Origin of the sequence: Acinetobacter brisouii (assembly GCF_008993995.1) — a bacterium.
Lineage (GTDB): Bacteria > Pseudomonadota > Gammaproteobacteria > Pseudomonadales > Moraxellaceae > Acinetobacter > Acinetobacter brisouii_A.
Genome location: NZ_BKNN01000028.1, coordinates 13,351 through 35,881 on the forward strand (window position 1 = coordinate 13,351; position 22,531 = coordinate 35,881).

Here is a 22,531-nt window from a genome sequence, read left to right on the forward strand (position 1 = left end):
TCGCTCGAATGATCACTTAAATGCTGTTGCGCTGGCGGCAAGCCTCGTACAGTGCCATTCCCGTTGCAACGCTCACATTTAAGCTTTGTAGGTTACCTGACATAGGAATAAAAACAGTTTGATCACACTGGCTTTGTGTAATTGGACGAAGACCTGTATCTTCTGCCCCCATAACAATGGTCACAGCGCCTGTAAAATCAAATTTTTGAATTGGTAAAGCCTTTTCATCCAGCATCGTACCCACAACACGCACATGATGTTCTTCTTTAATATGCGCCAAAGTACGTGCCAAGTTAGTCACCTGAATAAATGCCACTTTTTCTGCGCCGCCTGCCGCAACTTTACGTGCAGTTGGTGTCAAACTTGCAGAGCGGTCACGTGGAACAATCACCGCTTGCACGCTCATTGCAGCTGCAGTACGAATACATGCACCCAAGTTATGCGGGTCTGTGACTTGATCGAGTGCCAAAAGCAAAGCATTTGGATGTTGTTCAAGCAGTTGATCGAGATCTTTTTCATTTAAAGTTGGATGTGCACGTACAGCAGCCACAATCCCTTGGTGAAATGGCAAACCTGCCAGTTTTTCCAAGCTGTCACGACTCGCCTTTTGCACACTGATGCCAAATGGCTCAGCCAGTTGCAAAATACGTTGCAAACGTTGATCATCACGCCCTTTAAGGGTAAATAAAGTCAGTACTCGTTCTGGCTCAAGTTCCAACAGTGATTCCACTGAATGTACGCCATAGTAGTATTCTGGTTTTGCCATGAACGGATGACCTCAAAAAAACAATGCAAATAAAAAAATAAAATCCTGCAAAGCCAACTTTACAGGATTGATGATGAGCATAGTTTAACGGATTTTACCGTGTTTTGCTTAACCTTCTAGGTGGCAAACGTAGTCCAAAACTTCATCTGTTTCGATTTTGAATGTACTGTTGCCTGGTACATAGAAAGACTGACCTGCACGGAACAGTTCACTCGTTTCACTGTCTGCGATTTTGACGCGGCATTCACCTGAAATAATTTCCATACGTTCAGGGACATGTGTTTCAAACGTTAAAGCTTGTTCTGTAGGTAAGATAACCCCGAGCGTTTTTTTCGTTCCATCTTCAAATTGAACTGTATGGCTAATACATAAGCCACCAAAATAAACATTTGATTTTTTTACCACTGAAACATGATCATACTGAGCAGACATGCGTATTCTCCAAATAATGCGCATTTATTTTAAATAAAGTGGGTCTAGTTTAATTAGGGCTGAGTCTTGAATCAATCATCATCTAATTTTACTGTGAATTAGCAATTTTTATACCGTAAGCGATTTTTTAGCGTCAGAATATACGATTGATATAAAAATCTTATTTACAGCGTCAAGATGTTTTGTATGATCATGTTCAAACGATGAAACTGTTGTGACTCAAAACTCGATTCATTTAAACATCATTTTTCGCAGTCTGGATGCGTCCATATATGTTGACTCACTTAACTCTCATTAATTTTGCTTTAGCTGATCATTTAGCCTTAGATATTGAGGCAGGCTTTCATGTCCTAACTGGGGAAACAGGCGCAGGAAAATCCTTGCTGCTCGATGCCCTTTCTGTTTGCCTTGGTGAGCGTACCGATAGTCATATGGTGCGTTATGGCACAGATAAAGCCGATGTCACTGCAATTTTTAGCTATGCTGAAAATTCCTTAGAGGCTCAGTGGCTCACCGCACATGAGCTTGCAGATGAATCTGGTGAAATTCACTTAAGACGTGTTATTTTTGCCACAGGACGCAGTAAGGCATGGATTAATGGACGCCCAACTAGTCTGGCTGAACTCAAAGATTTAGGGCGCTTATTGGTTCAACTTTATAGTCAGCACAGCCAACAGCAACTGCTTGAACCACCCTATCCAAAACAATGGCTCGACCGCTACAGTAACTTTGCCAAACCTGCTCAAGCGACTCGTGATGCCTATAGCACTTGGCAAAAAGCCATTCGTCAGCATGAACACGCACTACAGGCTCAAGCCACACGTTTACAGCGAATTGCGACGCTTGAATTGCAACTCGAAGAACTCGAAGACATCTTGCAATATAACTACGCTGAAATCGAGCAAGAGTTTGACCGTCTCAGCCACCATGAACACATCATGCAGGACTGTGCCTACGGTTTAAATGTTCTTGATGAAGCAGAACAAAACCTGACTCAAGAACTGGCAAGCGTGGTGCGCCGCTTTGAAAGTCATGTTGGACGCAGTGAACAACTTTCCAATATTTATACCGCACTGGTTAATGCGCAAAGCGAACTTGAAGATGCAACGGGCAATTTACGTCAGTTTATTGACCGTCAGAGCTTTGACCCTGAACGCATGGAACAACTTAATCAGCAGCTTGAAATCTTCCATCGTTTGGCACGTAAATACCGCACCCAGCCCGATGAGCTACAAGCTGAATATGCCACATGGCAACAGGAGCTTGAACAATTACAACAACTGGATGATCCTGAAACCCTTGCAGAACATGTCAAAGAAACTGAACAGGCATTTTTAGCATTGGCAGCACAGCTTGATCAATTACGTCGAGATGCCGCCACACCACTGGCTAAACTACTGACTGAACAGGTGAAGCCATTGGCACTGCCTGAAGCCTACTTTGAATTTAAGTTTGAACCTCTAGAACAGCCAAGTGCTGAGGGTTTAAGTTTCATTCAACTGCTGTTTACAGCCAATAAAGGGATTCCTGCACAACCATTGGCACGCGTTGCTTCAGGCGGTGAGTTGTCACGGATTGCCTTGGTGATGCAAGTCATGAATGCCGAAAAAACCGATGCTGAGGTGTTGGTATTCGATGAAATTGATGTCGGGATTAGTGGTGGAACGGCTGAAATTGTCGGGCGTTTGCTCTCTGACTTGGCACGACATGTGCAGATTCTGTGTATTACGCACCAAGCACAAGTTGCCGCACAGTCTGATCAGCATTTATTGGTTCAAAAACAGCAAACCGACCCTGCAAGCAGCACAATTTTTGCCCTCAACGAAGAGCAGCGCATTCAGGAACTGGCTCGTATGACAGGGGGTGTCGAGATCAACAATACCACGTTGCAACATGCCAAACAGCTACGCCAATTGAAATTCCAGCATACAAAGATCGGAAAATCCTAAAGAAAAAACTATTGGCGAAAGCGATTTCGTCTTGTATGTTGATAAAAGGACTCAATATAACATTGATACAGCGAATTTTAGGAGAATGGCTTAGGTGAGCAAACAATATTTGACGCATCGTTGTCTGATTGCTCCCCCTGACATGGCAGACGATTTTTTTGCCAACACCGTGATTTATTTGGCTCGTCACGATGCCGATGGTGCACAGGGAATTATCATTAACCGCCCAGCAGGGATTCAAGTCAAAGAATTACTTAATGACTTGGAAATTGATGCAGACAATGTACAGCCGCACGAAGTCTTGCAAGGTGGACCTCTACGCCCTGAGGCAGGCTTTGTTTTACATACAGGACAGCCAGTTTGGCATTCCTCAATTGCGGTTGGTGAAAATATCTGCATTACCACCAGTAAAGATATTTTGGATGCGATTGCTCACAATGAAGGCGTTGGACGTTATCAAATCGCTTTAGGTTATGCCAGCTGGACAAAAAATCAGCTTGAAGAAGAAATCGCTCGCGGTGACTGGCTGATGTGTGATGCCGATATGGATCTGATTTTTAACTTGCCTTACCTTGACCGTTGGGATGCTGCCTATAAAAAAATCGGCATTGATCGTAACTGGCTCGCTTCCGAGATTGGTCATGCTTGAAGACACTATGCAAACGTTAATGGCTTTTGATTTTGGCACACAGAAAATGGGCATTGCAGTGGGTCAAACTACCATCCAAAGTGTCAATCCGCTTCCGCTCTTTCCCATGAAAGATGGCATTCCCAATTGGGATGAACTGTTAAAACTGGTGAAACAGTGGCAACCCGATGTCTTTTTGGTTGGCTTACCGTTGAACATGGATGATTCAGAATCTGATTTGTCGATGCGCGCACGTAAATTTGCCCGTCGCCTGCGTCATCAAACCAACATCACCACGTGGATGCTGGATGAACGCCTGACCACACGCGAAGCCCGTGAAGAACTCAGTGCCTTTCAACGTCAGGGACGTGCCAAACGTGTGGCTGCCGATAGTCTGGCTGCAGGATTACTGCTTGAAAGCTGGTATCGTCAGCCAGAAGGCATTACGCCTTAGCATTTCGACTCAAAATAAAAAAACCTGCAACAATGCAGGTTTTTTTCTTGGGCATGTCGGATAAACACAACTTTTAGGTGATGTGCCCAAAGCGTAATTTACTTTTTGGCAGGCTGATTCTCTAAAATATGAATGGTTGCGGTACGCCCTGCCACAAATGCCAATGGATTATGTGGCTCTTCATCCAAAATAAACTTGACGGGAACACGCTGTGCCAAACGTACCCACGTAAAAGTTGGATTGACGTTTGCCAATAATGTCGAACTGGTTGAGCGCTCACGGTCATCAATCCCTGAAGCCACACCTTGAACATGGGCTTTAATTTTTTGCGAATCACCCATGAGCTGAATGGTCGCGTGATCGCCCAAATGAATGCGATTTAGTTTAGTTTCTTCAAAATAACCTACGACATACAACTGCTTACGATCAATCAATGCAGCGACATTATCCCCAACTTTGATATAACTGCCTGCACGTAAGCTAAAGTTCGACAAGGTGCCATCTGCTGGCGCAACAACCTGAGAACGATGTAAATTCAATACCGCCAAATTTAAAGTGCTTTGTGCAACATCAACCGCTGCTTTTTGCTGCTGAATATTGGCTTTGGCTTCTTCAATTGCAGCTTTGAGTTGTCCTTCTTCGGCATGTGACTCATCACGCGTTGCAAACATCTGATCTTGTTCTTGCTTCGATACCGCACCTTCCATCAAGTTGGCATAACGACTGGCATTTTTTTCAGCTAGACGGGTCGTTGCTTGGGATTTCACCAGATTGGCATTGGCTTGTAGTAGATTTGCCTGCATTTGTGCCAAGCCTGCTTTGGATTTGGCAAGATCAGCACGTGCCTGCTCAACATCTAACTGCTGACGAGCCACATCGATTTTAAATAAAACCTGACCTTTTTTGACGGTCTGGTTATCTTGTACCAAAACATCCGTGACCAAACCCGATACATCTGAAGAGACTTGAATGATATCACCTCGTACACGACCATCACGTGTCCACGGTTCAGCATTATAGTAGTCCCACAAATGTACCACAGCATAAATTGCAACGAGCAAGGTCACCAGTGTAACCACGGGTCGAACAACTTTACGTGCATCAAACGAACTCATAACTTTATCCTAAACTTACATCACCTAAATTAATACGAGAACTGGGCAAACACCCAGTGGGTCAGCAATAGGCAAACCATATACAGACTGAGGTTAAACACCCCAGGAAAGGCGATCCAGCCTTGTTGAATCAGTCGATCCGTGCCACGTCCTAACAGGAGAAAACCGATATAGGCTAAAATTGCCTGAATCAGAAAGCTTGGCACAAACACGCCATATAGATTGAATTCACCCATGCTTATGCCCCTGCCTGCATCGTTGGACGATGAAAAATACTGCTGCGAATGTTGTTTAAACTAATCTGTAAACGCTGTTGCAGATCGTGATCATTTGGCTGTTGTAATTGCTGCTCAATCTCAGTAATTTTCATCATCACCTGCGCTCTGATCTCTTCATCCAAGTGCAACTGCTTCTCTTGATTACGAAAGGCGTCATCTAGCAAATTTTGTAACTCGCCGATATGTATTTTTAACTGCTGACTGATATCTGCACGGTGTGCCAATTCATTGAGTCGACTCAAATCCACAATGGCACTGGTTTCAATCAAGGCCAAATTCATGGCTTGTTTTAACGCTTCGGATTGAACCAACTTGGTGTTGAGCAACCCGATCCGATCGAGCATGCTGCGTAAATGAATACGAAATTCAACGCCATACGGTAAATATAGCGCTTCACGCATGGCTTTATAATGTTTAGACAACAGCCTGTTGACACTTTCCTCAGGGGAAATTGCCCGAATAAAATATACCGCCATGACTGCAATAATCGGCCCCGCAACACTCCCCAAACATGCTTCAAAGGACTTTAAAGGGTCAATACTATAACGGTTCTGTAAGTTCAAACTCATGATGAAGGACACCATGGTTGGAAGTGCCAAACCTGTGAGTGACGGATGTGGATACATCATCACAAAAATAATCAAGGTCGGTGCAAGCACCAAAGCAAGCTGCCAAAACTCTTTCACCTCAGGCATGATGCCCAAAATATAAATAATGGTGAGAATCCCTGCATAGATACTGCCTCGAATAAACATCTTTAAGGCAGGTACTGGGTTATCCATTGCCGTTAAAATACACGCAGAAACGGCGGCAAGCTGCGCCATCATATAACCTGCATTCCAGCCACTATAAATCCACAGTGAAAAGGACACAAAAATTGCCACCACAGCCGCCAATGCACCACGCAATGCCATGCCGTGGTCACGGTGTAAGCTTGGATAACTGGTGGTTAAGGTGGCGATTGATTCTGGAATATGCTTTTCACCACGTTGAATCAATTGCCAAATTAATTTGACAGTGAAAACATTTTGAATCAAATGACGAATGTCCATCTTCAGACCCGCCAAAATAATTTGCTGCTCTGGACACGCCAACCGCTTTAAATGCTGAAAATCTTGTTCAAACTCAGGGGGCAATGCCGTTAAATCGGCTTCTTGAATCTGTGTCTTACTGACAATAAATGCCCGAATATGTTGATGTAAGGTCAGCACCCCTTGCTGATAGTGCCCATCAATTGCGTTGAGTTGACGAATACGCTCTGCCGCTGCCGTCAGGTTTGAAACAATCATGGTGATCTGATGCAACAATTCCTGAATTGGCTTGGTCATGCCTTGCAGCTCACCTTTTTCATAGTTCAAGTGCACAGCCAAGGCATGAATATCTGCAATATCTCGGGTAATCGCACCTAACAATTCACTATAGTTATTGTCCTGATGATGTTCCGTTAAAATCTTTTGAAAAATCTGGCGAGTATCATTTAATGTCTTATCAACACGTTGCTGAATCGCAGGGCCAAGATGAACAGGGAAAATCACTGAAAAAACCACCGCTGTACAGACCACTGCCAGTGAGATTTCCAAGACCCGCCCGAGTGCCATATCAAATACACTGACTGTTTCAATATTATTAATCGAGTTACAGGCAATCATTGCAGTGGTATAACCCGCTAGCATAAACACATAACTACGCGGTGTTCGATCAAGCAAAGAGATATATAAACAAAAGCCCACCCAAACAGCCAACACTGACATAAATAAAAAGGGGGTATTGATCAAATGCGGGGTAATGATGGTTGCCACAATCGCACCTGCGGCTGTCCCAAACAGACGATAGACCGCTTTAGAAGACACCATGCCCGAATATGGATTGACAATGATCATCACTGTGCCAATCGCCCACATCGGATAAGTCAAATCTAAACAAAACGCGATATACAGCGCTAGCATCCCTGCAATAAAGGTTTTTACCGCAAAGATAAAATCCATTTTTGAAGGACGAAATGCCAACAACTGTTTATAGAGCAACATGCCTATCTCTCAAGATAATGAAAATAGTGTTCTCTTCGCCAAAATCATAGACAGCACCTCGCCCACATTTGCTACACAAACAGCAAATGCAAAATCTGTCACAATGCCATAGCTCGCCCAGCCCATAGACTCATCGATAGGCGTGAGATGTGATTCGGAGGTTTTCTCGGTTGTTTTGACAACGAGAATACGAAGAGTTGAATTCAGTTAATGCACAAAAGATGTGATTTAACGTCTTCATTCGATATTTGGTTTGGCAATTTTTTCAAAAAAAAACATATTCGTCAACAATAATATCTTCATTTGATAATTTATGTTATTTTATACGAATATCTTACGTTTTTTTAAAGCGAAAAGATGTCGCATTTTATAAAATATAGCGACTTACCATTTTTTCTTGGGAAATCTATTCTCTATGGCTGTTACGAGCTTTGGTAAAATTTTAACCGTTTTGGACTTATTCTCCATTTCTCGACATGTCATTAATGTCGATATTATTAGTCAGGAACTCGGCTTATCCCGACCGACAAGCTATCGCTATTTAAAAGAGTTGGTTTCAGCCGATTTATTACAGCGCATTAGTGGAACTTCGGGTGACTACACCCTTGGCCCTAAAATTGCGGTACTGGATTATATTTCCCGTACCACAGACCCACTGGTTCAGGTCAGTATTCCCTATATGAAAGATATTGTGGAACATACCGAACTCAGCTGCCTACTGACCTTTTTGAATCATGACTACTGTATCGACATTCACGATGAGTCTTTTCAAGGCAATCTGCTGGTGTCTTATGGTCGTGGTAGCCCGCGCCCTGTGTATATTGGTGCATCACCCAAAATTATTGTGGCGCACATGAACAAGCAAGGGCTACATAACTTTTATGAGCGCTATGCCGAGCAACTCGGTCAAGTCGGTTTTGCTCAGGATGAAAACCAGTTTATTCAGCACATGCGTAAAATTAAGAAACAGGGCTATTACTTCTCGCAAGGCGAAGTCAATCCACTGTATTCGAGTTTATCTGTGCCGATTAAATATTCGAATAAAATCGCGCCTGTAGCTTTAACGGTAGTCGGCTCGAAAAACCGTTTTGAATATGTCAATCTGGAAAAAATTATCCAGACTTTAAAAGAGCATGCCACTGAGATTGAGAAAAAATATCTGAATCTTGCTGAGCAGGTCGAGCAGCAATCGAGCCAACACTAAAGCCAGCTAAAAGCTCAATCGCTAAAAATGTCACAAGGCGGATGCAAGCATCCGCCTTGTAATTTTAAGATCGATTATAAGAAATCAACTTGACCTGTTTTCACATCGTAAATTGCACCGACAATCCCAACCTCACCGTTCTCGACCATTTCACGCAGGACATCGCTGTGTTTTAAAATATAGGCGATGTTATTTTTGACATTCATCATGGTGACTTCATCAATAAAACTGCGTGCCAGTTGATAATCAGTCATTTGCGTTTTGACGGTTTCAATCGCCGACATGATCGGTTTCAACACATATTGAATGTTCGGGGTATCTTTGGCTTGACTGACATCAAGCTGTTGCTGATACATCTGACATGCCGCTGTCACTGCACCACAGTCGGTATGCCCCAACACCACAATCAGGCGAGAACCTTTACTCTTACAGGCGAACTCAAGCGACCCTAAAACTTTTTCCCCTACAATATTGCCCGCAATTCGTAAACTAAACAGATCTCCCACCCCAACATCGAACAACATTTCGGTTGGCGCACGTGAATCCATACAACCCAAGACTGCTGCAATTGGATGCTGTCCATATTTCGCGGTGATCTGAATTTGACGGGCAATATCATGTTGTAAACGCTGCTGCGATACAAAACGCTGATTACCTTCTTTGAGTTTTTGCAAAACCAGTTCTGGAGTCAGTTGCTGCTGCATTTCACGGGTACTGACATCGACATCAATCGCATCATCTTCATGCAATTCAGGATAATGTGCCTGAAAACCCACAAGTTTGAGATCAATCTGACGTTGTGCAGCTTTTTCCTGCTGAAACTCTTGAATCACCTGATACAAATCAGGGTCGATATACGCTGTATTACTGGCATCGATCACCACAGTTTCATGACGCTTGATTTTATTCAGCACCGACAGCAAAGCGACACGGTTTAAAAAGCTGACATTCTGTGCCAGTTCAATCCGAGTCAGGTTGCCATGTAAATGCTTTTCATGAATCACTTTGACACCGCTATGCATATTGCTATGTAAAATAAACAGTGTACTGAGTACCAAGCCAATCATAATCCCAATCAGCAAATCGGTCAGCATGATGGCAATCACGGTAACAATAAACGGTAGGAACTGCTTCCAACCCTTTTGATAAAGCTGAATAAACAGTTTTGGTTGTGCAAGTTTATAACCTGTCAGCAACAAAATTGCAGCCAATGCCGAGAGCGGCACAACGTTGAGTAATGGGGTTAAAAACAGAATTGCCACAATCAGTAAAATGCCGTGAAAGATCGTCGCGACCTTGGTCTTTGAACCACTGGTTGCATTGACTGAACTCCGTACAATCACTGACGTCACAGGCATGCCTCCAACAAAACCCGACAAAGTATTGCCGATGCCTTGCGCCAACAATTCACGATTTGGCGGTGAACTGCGCTTGTGTGGATCCATCTTGTCGGCAGCTTCCAGATTAAGCAAGGTTTCTAACGATGCCACCACCGCCAGAGTCACTGCACCGATATAAATTTGCGGGTTATTCCAATGTGAAAAATCTGGAAAATAAAAGATTTGTTCTTGTGAGGTAAACAGGTTCGGCAAATCAATTAAATGCTGATCACCCACAGCCAAACTTGAACCTGACTGAATCAAGATCCAGTTCAGCACCCCTGCAAAGACAACTGCGATCAGTGCCGAAGGCAGTGGCAACTTCTTTAAAGGCGTTTGATCCCATAACAAAATCAAGGCAACGGATAATACGCCAATCAGGGCGGCACCGACATCGACATGCTGTAAAAGCTGTGGAATCCCTTGAATCCCCAAATCTTTCACTGTTGCCATATGCAAACCGAATAAATTGGGTAACTGATTAATAATTAAGATTAAACCAATCGCAACCAATAAACCCAAGATCACATTGGTTGGGACAAAATTGGCAAACGTCCCCAACTTTAAAAAGCCAAAGACCATTTGCAACACACCCGCAAAAATTACACACAGCAAAAATGCCGAATACTGACCATCGAGCGCCATTAACTGCGCCAAGATAATTGCGGTTAAACCTGCTGCGGGGCCTGAAACACTAATATGTGAACCACTAAATGCACCAACGACAATCCCGCCGATCACACCTGCAATTACACCTGACAATAAAGGCGCTCCCGATGCATGAGCAATGCCCAAACACAGTGGCAACGCCACCAGAAACACCACCAAACCTGACATTAAATCGCTCGGATAAAACTTCCGATCTAAAAACATTGTTTTCATAAACAACCGTCTAAAATGAAATAATAAGACAGCTCGTTATTTTGTTCCTATCTATTCCTTGTGGTTACCACACATCATCCCTAATCCTTGAAGGAAAACTTCACGTGCCAAGATCATCTTGACAGAGGATTTTTTTCAAATAGTAGTTTTTCTCATTACAGTTGTCAGCATGTGTAATGTTATACAGTTTTATTGCTAACCGATCTTGCCTAGCTTTAATTTTTATAATATGAATTTTTTATTTTTAAATCATCAATATATTTTTTCCATACGCACTATTTGAGTGATGAATTTTGCACAATCATTGGGCATAAAAAAGCCCTGAATGATCAGGGCATTGTATTTTATGGTTGCTTTAAATACGGCCATGCGGCTTTCAGATAAATAAACATCGACCATAAAGTCAAAATCACAGCGGTATACAACAAAATATAGGCAAAAGTTTCTAATGGCTGCCAATTCAGCAAAAATACGCTGATTGCGATCATCTGAAATGCAGTTTTATATTTCCCAACGGTGGATACGGCTACACTGGTACGTGCACCAAGTTCAGCCATCCATTCACGCAGTGCCGATACGGTAATTTCACGGGAAATAATCACAATCCCTGCAAATGCCATTATAATGGTCGGTTTCCACTGCACTAAAACCACCAGTGCCGCAGCGACCATCAGCTTATCTGCGACAGGGTCGAGAAAACGTCCAAATGCAGACGTTTGATTCAGCGCACGTGCCAAATAACCATCGAACCAATCTGTGATTGCTGCCAAAATAAAAATTGCAGTCAAAATAAGATGGCGGGTGAAACTGCCTGAATGCCCTGCAACACCAATCGCAGGTGCCCAGTAAGCGACCAGTAAAAATACGGGAATAAGCACAATTCGTGCAATGGTGAGAATATTTGGAATGTTCAGGATTCGCCCTGTTGTCATAGCCACCGCCAATTTAGCCCTTGCAAGTCTGCATCGAGTGATTTTTAAACGTATTTTTGACTGTTCAATACTTGCATCACTTTATACGAAATGTACAGATGTGTCGACCATAAAGCCGTCGTGATCTTGCAAAACCTTCTGATTGCAAGCCTTATAGCAGCATGCTTTGAATACCCTGCATTATTCGTGTAAGACCTGATAAATGGTACGTGCCATCACATTCCCCAAACCGGGGACTAAGGTCAGTTCTTTTTCGGAGGCTTTGAGCACCCCTTGTATTCCACCAAAATGAGTCAGTAAATCACGGCGGCGTTTTGGCCCAAGTCCGGGAATCACTTCAAGGACTGAACCCGCACGGCGTTTATCACGTTTTGCGCGGTGCTTGGTAATCGCAAAACGGTGCGCTTCATCTCGCACCTGCTGAATCAGATGCAGCGCTTTATGATCTTCTGCCAACTGGATTTTATCTCCATCGGTAAAATGCAGGGTTTCCAGTCCCGGTTTACGCCCTTCACCTTTCGATACGCCAATCATGAAGGCATCTAGCCCCAAGTCTTGCATCACCTGCATCGCCATATGCAGTTGACCTTTACCGCCATCAATCAACAGTAAATCAGGCAATGGCGCTTTTTTATAACGGCGCGTTAAGGCTTGACGCATGGCTGCATAGTCATCGCCTGCCTGAATATCTTCAATCGCAAACTGGCGATAATCGCGCTTGCGTGCTCCACCCTGATCGAACACCACACAAGAAGCAATCGTGGCTTCGCCCATGGTATGACTGATATCAAAACATTCAATCCGATCGATCGGACGATCAACAATCTGTTCCAATTGATAGAAGCGCTCATGCAATTCCTGATGCTGATTGAGCTGCCCCTGAATCGCATGTTGTACATTCATTTGCGCCAACTCGAGCCACTCGGCACGGGTTTCTCGGACATTAGATTTGATCTGGATTTTCTTCTGAAAGTGCTGACTGAGCGCCTGTTCCAATTCCAAACGGTCTGGCAAATCTGTATTCACAATCAATTCTTGTGGAATTTCATCGGCGACCTGAAAGTAGAAATTCGCCATAAAATCACTGAGCATTTGCCCCAAGTCATCACTGAGCATGTCAGGAAAATAACTCTTTCCGCCGAGCATTCGTCCATTACGCACATACATCATTTGTACGCAGGTCACGCCTGCCTGATGAGCAATCGCCAAAATATCCGCTTCACCTTTGATTTTATATACCGCTTGCTGTGCCGAGACTTCACGCAGCAGCGCCAAACGGTCACGGTAAAACACCGCTTTTTCAAACGCCAATTCGGCGGCGGCAGCTTCCATTTTGGCAATCAATTCTTGGTTAAGTTCTTTGGTGTCGCCTTGCAAAAAGCGAATCGAATTTTGCACATCTTGCGCATAATCTTGTGGGGAAATCAGCCCAACACAGGGCGCAGTGCAACGTTTAATCTGATACTGCAAACACGGACGTTTACGCTGCGAAAAATAGCTGTTTTCGCACTGACGCACATTAAACAGTTTCTGCAAAATCAATAAGGTATCACGCGCTGCGTAAGCACTCGGATACGGCCCAAAGAATTTTCCAACCTGATGTTTGCCTTTACCGCGACCACTGGCAATCCGTGGATAGGGCTGATCGGCAGAAATGAAAATATAGACATAGGATTTATCGTCCCGCAGCATGATGTTATACGGCGGACGATGCAGTTTAATCAGGTTCTGTTCAAGCAATAAAGCTTCAGTTTCCGAGCGAACCACCAGCGTTTCAATATCATAAATCCGTGCTACCAAAGCTTGGGTTTTCGGATGTTCAATGGTTTTGACAAAGTAGCTCGATACCCGATTTTTTAGATTTTTGGCTTTGCCCACGTACAGCAGTTCACCGTCCTTGCCGAGCATTTTATAGACCCCAGGAAGCAGGGTCATCTTGGCAAGCAGTTGTTCAATGTGTTCGCGGGCGTTCGGGTTCACGGCTGGCTCAGTAATCAAAACAGGTATGACAGTATGTAGCGCCTGAACCCACAGATTTCAAGAATAAATATTTTAACGTGCTGTAGCATTACAGCTTGCCAGTTCTCGCGAGCCACTACGCCACTCTGCACCTGCCGAGTTGCTATAAGCACTAATACGACCAACTTTTGCAGCCAGATTACGGCAGGACTCAACCGACAAATCATTGCCCCAAGGGCCAGACATGCTGCATTCATGTCCGTTACATTCCCAAATTACCCATGCTCCCCCTGAAATTTGAGTCTGAACTTTGCCACGATACTGCGTTGCCGCATACCATACGGTTTCCCCACGATTGCTTGGGCGGCTCGCTGCCTGATTACACTGATTCAGCGCAGGAGAACCTGCTGCCCACATCCGCCCCGCAGAGTTGCCGTAATAACGTAACTCACCGACTTGTGATGCCAAATTCTGACAAGACTCAAGCGATAGATCATTGCCCCAAGGACCAGAAATTTGACACTCACGACCATTGCAGTCCCATGTCACAGGCGCACCACCTGAAATACGAATATTCACATTGCCCCGATATTCCGTTCCTGCAAACCACGTAGTGGCATGCCCCAGTACGCTTAAACTCAGCGCTCCCAATAACACTGCAAGTTGCTTGGTTTTCATCGCTCTTTTCCTTTAGATTATTGTGATGACTTGATTGATTATTTTATGGATTATTTATTTTTAAACAATTGATTAAAATATTGTTTTTCCCAATAAAAAAACGCCCGTGATTGGGCGTTCTTAAAATTATGCTTTTATCTGGATATTTTATTTAAACACATAGGGACGAATAAAAATTAGGAAGAAAATTCCAAGCATCAGTACCCATTTCAAAATGTAGTACAACTGGCGATTGGATTTTTTCAGTGCTTTGGCTTTTAAGCGAATTTGATACACATAACCAAAAGCTTTATTTAAGCCCCCTGTACGGTCACTTGCATCATTCGGTGAACTCGCGGCTGTCATGACATTTTTACCAAACCAGTGGTTAAATTTTTCCATCAGGCGGCTTTTCAGTGGACGCTCAACGTCAGCGAAGAAAATAATACGGTTCTGATCTGTGGCATTTTCAGCATAGTGAATGTAGGTTTCATCAAACACCACACTTTGCCCATCACGCCATGCGTATTTTTGTCCATCGACATCAATAAAACAACGATCATCGTTGGGTGTCATTAAACCTAAATGGTAACGCAATGAACCCGCATACGGGTCACGGTGACGAACCAGACGGCTATTTGGCGCAAGTTCGGTAAACATGGCTGCTTTAATGGTTGGCAAGGTTTTGAGTAATGCTGTTGTTTTTGGGCAAAGTTCTGCCGCAGAAGGATGAGCAGAGTCATACCATTTTAGATAAAACCGCTTCCAGCCCGTTTTGAAAAATGAGTTAAAACCTAAATCATTATAAGAATCCGCAGCTTTAATGTTGCCTTGTGAATATAAAGCTTTGGCTTCTTCGCGAATCATTTCCCAGTTTTCATCGAGAACTTTAAGATCTTTAAAGCGCTGCGTTTCGATATAGGGCTGATTCGGCACTTTCGAAAAGGCATACATCAAAAAGTTGATAGGTGCGAGCAAGGTTGAATGGTCAAAAAATTGACGATAAAACGAATGCCGCACTTTACCACGATATTGGATATACAATGCAGATATCACAAAGATCGCCAAAATTATCCATTTAATCATAAGTTTACTCAGAATTAATCAACGATTACACCAGTGATAAATACCAACTGATTCTCACTTAGCGATATTTTAACAAAAAAATAAAAAGTTGCGATAGACCAATCAACGCTGCCTAATCTTTAAATTCATTATTGTTATATTATCTATACTTTATTTATTTACTTTCAACTTTTGTCTTGATCTGATCGCATATTCATCCTACTGAATCTATCCAACACATGACTTAAAATTCATGCGATTTCTCCTTATCGCTTTGGGCAAAGTACGTCCTTGTACAGTTCCATTTATGCAATTGATTAAATTGCAAAAAACCCGAGATTAAGGCAGATGTGGCACTTTCTTTTCAAGTAAACTCATAGGACACAAGGTGCCAACTGACGTTGTTTTACAAGACTTCGCCTTGAACTCTTGTAACTGCATTGGCTGAGCAGCATTGATTTCAGTTAAATCACGCCATTGCTGATAATTGCGTGCTGAAAAATAGATGCGGATATATTGCTGATGTGTGGATTTTTCCTGATATTTTTCAAAAACCAGCATACTCGCAGGCGGAATATCATTTTGAATACCATCCGCCAGCTTCCAGTTAAATCCAAGTATGGTCTGAATCTGGGAAATGTTGGTGTCATGTCCCATATACATGATCAGCGGGATATTGGCTGTTTGTGATTTTCCTGTCAGATCCTCAAGAATGCGTTGATATAAAAACTGCCCACCAATTTGTGCGTATAGCGGAAGTTCATTCAGATACTGATATTTAGCCCGATGTAACTGCATATAAGGCTCCAAATCGCTTGCTGAACTGACATGTCCAAAAGCCACCTCGCTTTGAGGAAGATTTTCACTATATTGCAAGCGCACAGTTTCTCCAATATTGGCTGCAATCGACAGCGGCCCTGTCAATTTGACCTTGCCCTTTTCCAGTGTGATACCCCAGTCCTGATCGAGCGCTTGGCAAGCATTGGCAGCACAGACCGTATTTTTGAGGGTTTCGATTGGCTTGGCATATCGCTGTTTAATTTCCTGCTGAGTGCCAATTTTTGCCAAAAACTGTTGCTGGATTTTTGGGAAATACGGCGCAAAACGGTCTAAATCGACACCACTAAATAAAGGGTCTTTTTTCTGCTGTGACACATGAACAGGCACATGACATTGCCCAAACATGCCTTGAGAAACGGCTTCGCCTGTCATGGCGGTGCGCTGATCGGAGTCAGCATAAATCCAGACCTGCTGAGCATCGGGACAGGCCTGATTGCCAAGTTTCAACCCCTGACTTTTCCAGAGTGCCAAAGGATAGGCAACCTGACGAACTACGCCCTCATAACCACGATAACTCAACGTTCCATCGGGTACAGGCCATTTGAACCACTCTTTACCCGTGGCTTTTTCTAATGCAGCCGTATTGGTTTGCGGACGAATCCCGTGACGCATTAAAGTCACGACTTGCTCTAATTGATACTCAGGTGTCGGTTTTAACTCGGCATGTGTCTGGTGAAAGCTTGTTAGACCCAGAAACATTGAGAGATACAGTCGTTTTTGCATGTTGAATTTCTCAAGCATTCTTATAAAAATTTATAGTTAAAACCTAAGGTAAATGAAGTGGTTCGACGGTCAGATTTACTGCTGTAAGACTCATTCTTCAGCTCTACATATGGCGCAAACTTTTTGGTCAACTTATAACCCACTGTCAACTTATGGATATAATCATGTTTTTGGTGATCGTATAAATTCACATTACTAGTGTAATACCCAAACTTATAGGCTACTTTAACACGATCAAATTTATGGGAAATCCCACCTTCAATCAGTGAACCATATTTACTCCCAGAATCACGATAATCAACTTCTTCATAACGATATTTCAGTGACAATTTGGTTTTCTGCGGCAAGCTATAGTTCAGGGTAATATTCGGCTTAAACTTGGTGGTTCCCCCTGTCTTTGTTGTCCAAGACACCGCAGGGATGAGCTCAATATTCTCATTCAAATCATAATGATAATTCAGCTTATAGACATGTTCATACAGTTGGTCATTCGAGAAAGCCTGCCCTGCTGAACCATCTGCGGTTTCCTTGGGCTGCAACTTCCATTTCACCGCGACACCAATGCCATTATCAAAGGTATGACTGAGCTGGATTTTATCGGTATGTTCATTGGACAGGTCTTCATATTCATGTGCATATTTCAGATCAAGTGCAAATGCATTTACACTAAACAATGGTAACAATAGAAAACTATATTTTATAAAAAAATAATTATTTTTCATGTATATAAATATATCAATAATTTAGGAATTCAAAAGACTACTTTTTCAAAATGACATTTTTTTGAAGAAATGATTGAAGTTTGATGACAGTGTCTTTCAATCAAAATAAAGACCATTGAAATTCCCAGATCTGCATCCTCCCGACTCGATTCCCTTCATGACCCAATTCTGTGAATTTTTGTATGAATCTGACTCTAAACAGCAACAAAGCATTGACCCAAATGACAAAAAATATATTTTCCTAAACTTTCTGAATTACACTTTCATCCATTTAATAAACCAATGATTTAAATCATGATAAATCAGTATAACCCTCATTTTTTGTGTGCTTATTCAACAAAAAAACTGCCCAGTTCGCTTTTGATGCAAAAAATCAGTGACCATTGCGTCACGGCTTGATACAACTCGAAGCATATTTTTTGTTTAGAGTTATCGTAAGATGAAAAGCACTCCAAAGATGTGCTTTGCACAGTAACCCAATAACATCAACGAACAAGTCCTCCAGAATAAAGGAGATCAGGGCATGATCCACGCAGGCAATGCCATTACCGTCCAAATGCTACAGGACGGAATTGCAGAATTCCGCTTTGACTTACTCGGTGAGTCGGTTAATAAATTTAATAAAGCCACCATTGATGACTTCCAAGCCGCGATTGCTGCGGTACAGTCACATCCTGAAATTCAAGGCTTGGTGGTCACTTCTGCCAAATCGACGTTTATTGTCGGTGCCGACATTACTGAGTTTGGTGCAAACTTCGCACAAGGCGAAGCGGTCATTCAAGAATGGCTGGTGAATATTCACCAGATTTTTAACAGTTTTGAAGATTTAAATATCCCAAAAGTCGTGGCGATTAATGGCATGGCTTTGGGTGGTGGTTTTGAAATGTGTTTGGTGTGTGACTATCGTGTCATGGCGAAGTCAGCGCAAGTCGGTTTACCTGAAATCAAGCTCGGTATTTTCCCAGGTTTTGGTGGCACAGTCCGTCTGAGCCGCGTCATCGGCATCGACAATGCTGTTGAATGGATGGCGATGGCTGTACCGAAAAAGCCTGATGCTGCCCTTAAAGATGGCGCAGTCGATGCTGTGGTTGCCGATGATCAAGTCGTTGCTGCTGCAATTGATTTAGTCAAACAAGCCATTGCTGGTCGCTTGGACTGGAAAGCCAAACGCCAAGAAAAACTGGAGCCTGTCAAACTCAATCAAATTGAACAGATGATGGCATTTACCACAGCCAAAGCTGCGGTACTCTCTAAAGCCAATCCTGCCCAGTACCCAGCACCAAAACTGATGTTGGACTCACTACAAGCAGGCGTAACCTTAACCCGTGATGAAGCGGTAAAAGTTGAAGCTCAAGGCTTTGCTAAAGCTGCGGTGACACCACAAGCAGAAGCCTTGATTGGTTTATTCATCAACGATCAGGTTGTCAAAAAAGCCGCGAAGAAACACGAAAAAGGCGCGCATCCTGTCAATCAAGCTGCGGTATTGGGTGCAGGGATTATGGGCGGTGGTATCGCCTACCAAACTGCCAGCAAAGGCACGCCAATCATCATGAAAGATATTGGTAATGCTCAACTGGCACTCGGCATGTCTGAAGCCAACAAGTTACTCACCAAACAGGTTGAACGTGGCAAATTGACTGCGGCGAAAATGGGCGAAACCCTGACCCGCATTCGCCCATCTTTAAGTTATGACGAATTTAAAGATGTCGATATCGTGATTGAAGCGGTGACTGAAAATCCGAAAGTCAAAGAAGCGGTTTTAGCGGACACTGAAAGTAAAGTCCGTGACAATACGATTTTGGCATCGAACACCTCGACTATTTCAATTACCCGTTTAGCCAAAGCCCTGAAACGCCCTGAAAATTTTGTCGGTATGCACTTCTTTAACCCTGTGCACATGATGCCGTTGGTTGAAGTGATTCGTGGCGAACACACCTCAGAAGAAGCGGTTGCAACCACTGTGGTATTGGCACAGAAAATGGGTAAAACCCCGATTGTGGTGAATGACTGCCCAGGCTTCTTGGTCAACCGCGTGCTGTTCCCTTACTTCGGTGCATTTGATCTGTTACTCAAAGACGGCGCAGACTTCCAGCAAATCGACAAAGTCATGGAAAAATTTGGCTGGCCAATGGGCCCTGCTTATCTCATGGACGTGGTGGGGATTGATACAGGCGTACACGGTGCTGAAGTCATGGCGGAAGGCTTCCCTGACCGCATGAAACCTGACTTTAAAGGTTCTATCGAAACCCTGTATGAAGCCAAACGTCTGGGTCAGAAAAATGATGTCGGCTTCTACAAATACGAACTCGACAAGAAAGGCAAAAAAGCCAAAACCGTCGATGCAACTGCGTATGACGTGATTGCCCCAGTGGTCACTGGTGAAAAACGCGAGTTTGATCCACAAGAAATTATTGACCGTATGATGTTGGCGCTGTGCAACGAAACCGTTCGCTGCTTAGAAGACAACATTGTTGCAACGCCACATGAAGCAGACATGGCGATGATTATGGGGATTGGTTTCCCTGCCTTCCGTGGTGGCCCATGCCGTTATATCGACCAGACAGGTGTGGCTGAATACGTGGCACTGTGCAACACCTATGCCCACTTAGGCAAAGCCTATGAAGCACCGCAATTGCTGCGTGACATGGCTGAAAACAACAAGAAATTTTACGGTTAAGGAGCAGCGTGAATGACTACTTTAAATCCACGTGACGTTGTGATTGTTGATGGTGTACGTACCGCCATGGGCAAATCCAAAAACGGAATGTTCCGCAATGTGCGTGCCGAGCATCTTTCAGCTGCCCTGATTCGTGCTTTGGTGGCGCGTAACAGCTTCGATGTCAATGAAGTTGAAGATGTAATTTGGGGCTGTGTCAATCAGACCCTTGAACAAGGCTGGAATATTGCCCGTAATGCAAGCTTGTTGGCTGGCTTACCGAAAACTGTGGCAGGTCAAACCGTCAACCGTTTGTGCGGTTCATCCATGCAAGCGATTCATACGGCGGCTGGGCAAATCGCAACGCATCAAGGTGATATTTTCATTATTGGTGGTGTCGAGCACATGGGGCATGTCAACATGATGCATGGCGTTGACCTGAACCCTGAAGCGTCTAAACACTATGCCAAAGCCTCAAACATGATGGGCTTGACCGCAGAAATGTTGGGTCGCATGAATGGCATTAGCCGTGAAGAACAAGACGCGTTTGGGGTTGAATCTCACAAACGTGCTTGGGCAGCGACTCAAGAAGGTCGTTTTAAAAATGAAATCGTCGGTGTCGAAGGTCACAATGCCGATGGCTTTAAAATCTTCTGCGATGTCGATGAAGTGATTCGTGCCGATGCAAACTTGGCAGCGTTCCAAGCACTTCGCCCTGCGTTTGACCCGAAAGGCGGTACAGTGACAGCGGCAACTTCATCGGCTTTGTCTGATGGTGCATCTGCCATGTTACTGATGTCTGCTGAACGTGCTAAAAATTTGGGGCTTAAACCGCGTGCCGTGATTCGCTCAATGGCGGTTGCAGGTTGTGATGCAGCAATCATGGGTTATGGTCCTGTGCCTGCGACACAAAAAGCCCTGAAACGCGCAGGTTTAACGATGTCTGACATTCAAACCATTGAACTAAATGAAGCTTTTGCTGCACAAGGTTTGTCGGTCATGAAAGGCTTGGGCATTTATGACAAGCAAGACATGATTAACCTGAATGGTGGTGCGATTGCGCTCGGTCACCCATTGGGCTGTTCAGGTGCGCGTATTACCACGACCTTGCTCAATGTGATGGAGCAAAAAGATACGCAAATCGGTCTTGCGACCATGTGTATTGGTTTAGGTCAGGGTATTGCGACCATTATTGAACGTATCTAATTTCAGATTTAAAGAAAATCCCCGCTTGATGCGGGGTTCTTTTAATACAATAGGTTTGGATTTTTTCTTAATTCATTCATAACAATAGGATCAATCCTGAAGACTTTTTTGTTTTCTTCAGTTTTAAGTGTATTAATAATAAATTTCATATTTTCCAGCCAAACGACATTTGGGTTCGTTGGATTTAATGCTTTTTCAGTTTTCTGTTCACTCATAAATAATGACAGAATATATTTCTCATCATAATTCAGAGCCTTCAATTGATCTTTTAGCTGTAGACTTTGCTTCTTTGATGTTCTCTCTTCTTTTATAGACTGAATCTTATCTTGGAACACTTCAAGTAAAATAAAAGAGAAGCTGACTAACGCGAGTAAAATAAATATAGTTCTATAGTCAAACTACTTTATTATTCATACAAGATTCGAAAAAAACTCGAAATAACTCATCGACTGAGTCGATCAACCATTCTTTACGCTTACGTTTAACCCATGCCCACATCTGTTCTATAGGATTTAAATCAGGGCTGTATGCAGGAAGCCAAAGAATTTTATGCCCTTGTTGTTCCAATAACTCCTGAATATCTGCTCTTTTATGAAATGCTGCATTATCCATAACCACTACACTATTTTCTGGTAATGCTGGTATGAGGAATTGCTC

Annotated in this window: 20 protein-coding genes; 6 read left to right on the forward strand and 14 right to left on the reverse strand. The window is 43.4% G+C overall.

Going from position 1 to position 22,531, the window contains the following annotated elements; translation table 11 throughout:
* Nucleotides 1-16: 16 nt before the first annotated feature.
* Together rlmB and ppnP are read right to left on the reverse strand one after the other, a co-directional pair.
* Nucleotides 17-766: a 23S rRNA (guanosine(2251)-2'-O)-methyltransferase RlmB gene (gene rlmB / locus GBN19_RS08450; protein WP_151777834.1), complete on the reverse strand. Its 750-nt coding sequence runs from the start codon at nt 764-766 to the stop codon at nt 17-19.
* A 108-nt stretch (nt 767-874) separates the two neighbouring features.
* Nucleotides 875-1,198 (reverse strand): pyrimidine/purine nucleoside phosphorylase, encoded by a 324-nt coding sequence (gene ppnP, locus GBN19_RS08455; RefSeq protein WP_151709904.1) that lies wholly within the window; start codon nt 1,196-1,198, stop codon nt 875-877.
* Nucleotides 1,199-1,470: 272 nt separating this feature from the next.
* Here ppnP and recN point away from each other — a divergent pair, with 272 nt between their 5' ends.
* The 3 genes from recN to ruvX all read left to right on the forward strand — a co-directional run bounded on the left by recN (nt 1,471) and on the right by ruvX (nt 4,229).
* Nucleotides 1,471-3,147, forward strand: coding sequence for a DNA repair protein RecN (recN, locus tag GBN19_RS08460; protein ID WP_151777835.1), 1,677 nt, complete (start codon nt 1,471-1,473; stop codon nt 3,145-3,147).
* Nucleotides 3,148-3,241: 94 nt separating this feature from the next.
* Nucleotides 3,242-3,796: a YqgE/AlgH family protein gene (locus tag GBN19_RS08465; RefSeq protein WP_151709902.1), complete on the forward strand. Its 555-nt coding sequence runs from the start codon at nt 3,242-3,244 to the stop codon at nt 3,794-3,796.
* Nucleotides 3,789-4,229: a Holliday junction resolvase RuvX gene (gene ruvX / locus GBN19_RS08470; protein ID WP_151709901.1), complete on the forward strand. Its 441-nt coding sequence runs from the start codon at nt 3,789-3,791 to the stop codon at nt 4,227-4,229. The genes GBN19_RS08465 and ruvX overlap by 8 nt, the downstream gene beginning before the upstream one ends.
* Before the next feature lie 98 nt (nt 4,230-4,327).
* Here the strand turns inward: ruvX and GBN19_RS08475 are convergent, their stop codons facing one another.
* Genes GBN19_RS08475 through GBN19_RS08485 form a run of 3 tightly spaced genes read right to left on the reverse strand, consistent with a single transcriptional unit; the run spans nt 4,328 to nt 7,649 of the window.
* Nucleotides 4,328-5,344, reverse strand: coding sequence for an HlyD family secretion protein (locus GBN19_RS08475; protein ID WP_151777836.1), 1,017 nt, complete (start codon nt 5,342-5,344; stop codon nt 4,328-4,330).
* A gap of 29 nt (nt 5,345-5,373) precedes the next feature.
* Entirely contained in the window at nt 5,374-5,580 is a 207-nt protein-coding gene (locus GBN19_RS08480) for a DUF1656 domain-containing protein (protein WP_151709899.1), read from the reverse strand.
* Between the two features lie 2 nt (nt 5,581-5,582).
* Nucleotides 5,583-7,649: an FUSC family protein gene (locus GBN19_RS08485; protein WP_151777837.1), complete on the reverse strand. Its 2,067-nt coding sequence runs from the start codon at nt 7,647-7,649 to the stop codon at nt 5,583-5,585.
* A gap of 415 nt (nt 7,650-8,064) precedes the next feature.
* Here GBN19_RS08485 and GBN19_RS08490 point away from each other — a divergent pair, with 415 nt between their 5' ends.
* Nucleotides 8,065-8,853, forward strand: coding sequence for an IclR family transcriptional regulator (locus GBN19_RS08490; protein ID WP_151709897.1), 789 nt, complete (start codon nt 8,065-8,067; stop codon nt 8,851-8,853).
* A gap of 74 nt (nt 8,854-8,927) precedes the next feature.
* Here the strand turns inward: GBN19_RS08490 and GBN19_RS08495 are convergent, their stop codons facing one another.
* The 7 genes from GBN19_RS08495 to GBN19_RS08525 all read right to left on the reverse strand — a co-directional run bounded on the left by GBN19_RS08495 (nt 8,928) and on the right by GBN19_RS08525 (nt 17,964).
* The gene (locus GBN19_RS08495; RefSeq protein WP_215903487.1) at nt 8,928-11,114 is read right to left on the reverse strand and encodes a solute carrier family 23 protein; all 2,187 of its coding nucleotides are present in this window, start codon (nt 11,112-11,114) and stop codon (nt 8,928-8,930) included.
* Between the two features lie 344 nt (nt 11,115-11,458).
* The gene (pgsA, locus tag GBN19_RS08500) at nt 11,459-12,046 is read right to left on the reverse strand and encodes a CDP-diacylglycerol--glycerol-3-phosphate 3-phosphatidyltransferase (protein ID WP_151777845.1); all 588 of its coding nucleotides are present in this window, start codon (nt 12,044-12,046) and stop codon (nt 11,459-11,461) included.
* A gap of 180 nt (nt 12,047-12,226) precedes the next feature.
* Nucleotides 12,227-14,026: an excinuclease ABC subunit UvrC gene (gene uvrC / locus GBN19_RS08505; RefSeq protein ID WP_151709896.1), complete on the reverse strand. Its 1,800-nt coding sequence runs from the start codon at nt 14,024-14,026 to the stop codon at nt 12,227-12,229.
* 72 nt (nt 14,027-14,098) lie between these two features.
* On the reverse strand, nt 14,099-14,683 hold the full coding sequence (locus GBN19_RS16350; RefSeq protein WP_151777838.1) for a hypothetical protein: 585 nt from the start codon (nt 14,681-14,683) through the stop codon (nt 14,099-14,101).
* A 147-nt stretch (nt 14,684-14,830) separates the two neighbouring features.
* Nucleotides 14,831-15,748, reverse strand: a complete 918-nt coding sequence (gene lpxO / locus GBN19_RS08515) for a lipid A hydroxylase LpxO (protein ID WP_151777839.1) — start codon at nt 15,746-15,748, stop codon at nt 14,831-14,833.
* 318 nt (nt 15,749-16,066) lie between these two features.
* The gene (locus tag GBN19_RS08520; protein WP_171492591.1) at nt 16,067-17,290 is read right to left on the reverse strand and encodes a histidine-type phosphatase; all 1,224 of its coding nucleotides are present in this window, start codon (nt 17,288-17,290) and stop codon (nt 16,067-16,069) included.
* 20 nt (nt 17,291-17,310) lie between these two features.
* Nucleotides 17,311-17,964, reverse strand: coding sequence for an oligogalacturonate-specific porin KdgM family protein (locus GBN19_RS08525; protein WP_171492590.1), 654 nt, complete (start codon nt 17,962-17,964; stop codon nt 17,311-17,313).
* A 571-nt stretch (nt 17,965-18,535) separates the two neighbouring features.
* Here GBN19_RS08525 and fadB point away from each other — a divergent pair.
* Entirely contained in the window at nt 18,536-20,689 is a 2,154-nt protein-coding gene (gene fadB / locus GBN19_RS08530; protein ID WP_151777841.1) for a fatty acid oxidation complex subunit alpha FadB, read from the forward strand.
* 12 nt (nt 20,690-20,701) lie between these two features.
* Nucleotides 20,702-21,874 carry an acetyl-CoA C-acyltransferase FadA gene (gene fadA, locus GBN19_RS08535; protein WP_151777842.1) on the forward strand — a complete coding sequence of 391 codons (1,173 nt, stop codon included), beginning with the start codon at nt 20,702-20,704 and terminating at the stop codon, nt 21,872-21,874.
* A gap of 41 nt (nt 21,875-21,915) precedes the next feature.
* Here the strand turns inward: fadA and GBN19_RS08540 are convergent, their stop codons facing one another.
* Entirely contained in the window at nt 21,916-22,209 is a 294-nt protein-coding gene (locus GBN19_RS08540) for a hypothetical protein (protein WP_266095379.1), read from the reverse strand.
* A 58-nt stretch (nt 22,210-22,267) separates the two neighbouring features.
* On the reverse strand, nt 22,268-22,531 hold a 264-nt coding region (locus GBN19_RS08545; RefSeq protein WP_171494462.1), incomplete at its 5' end, for a transposase.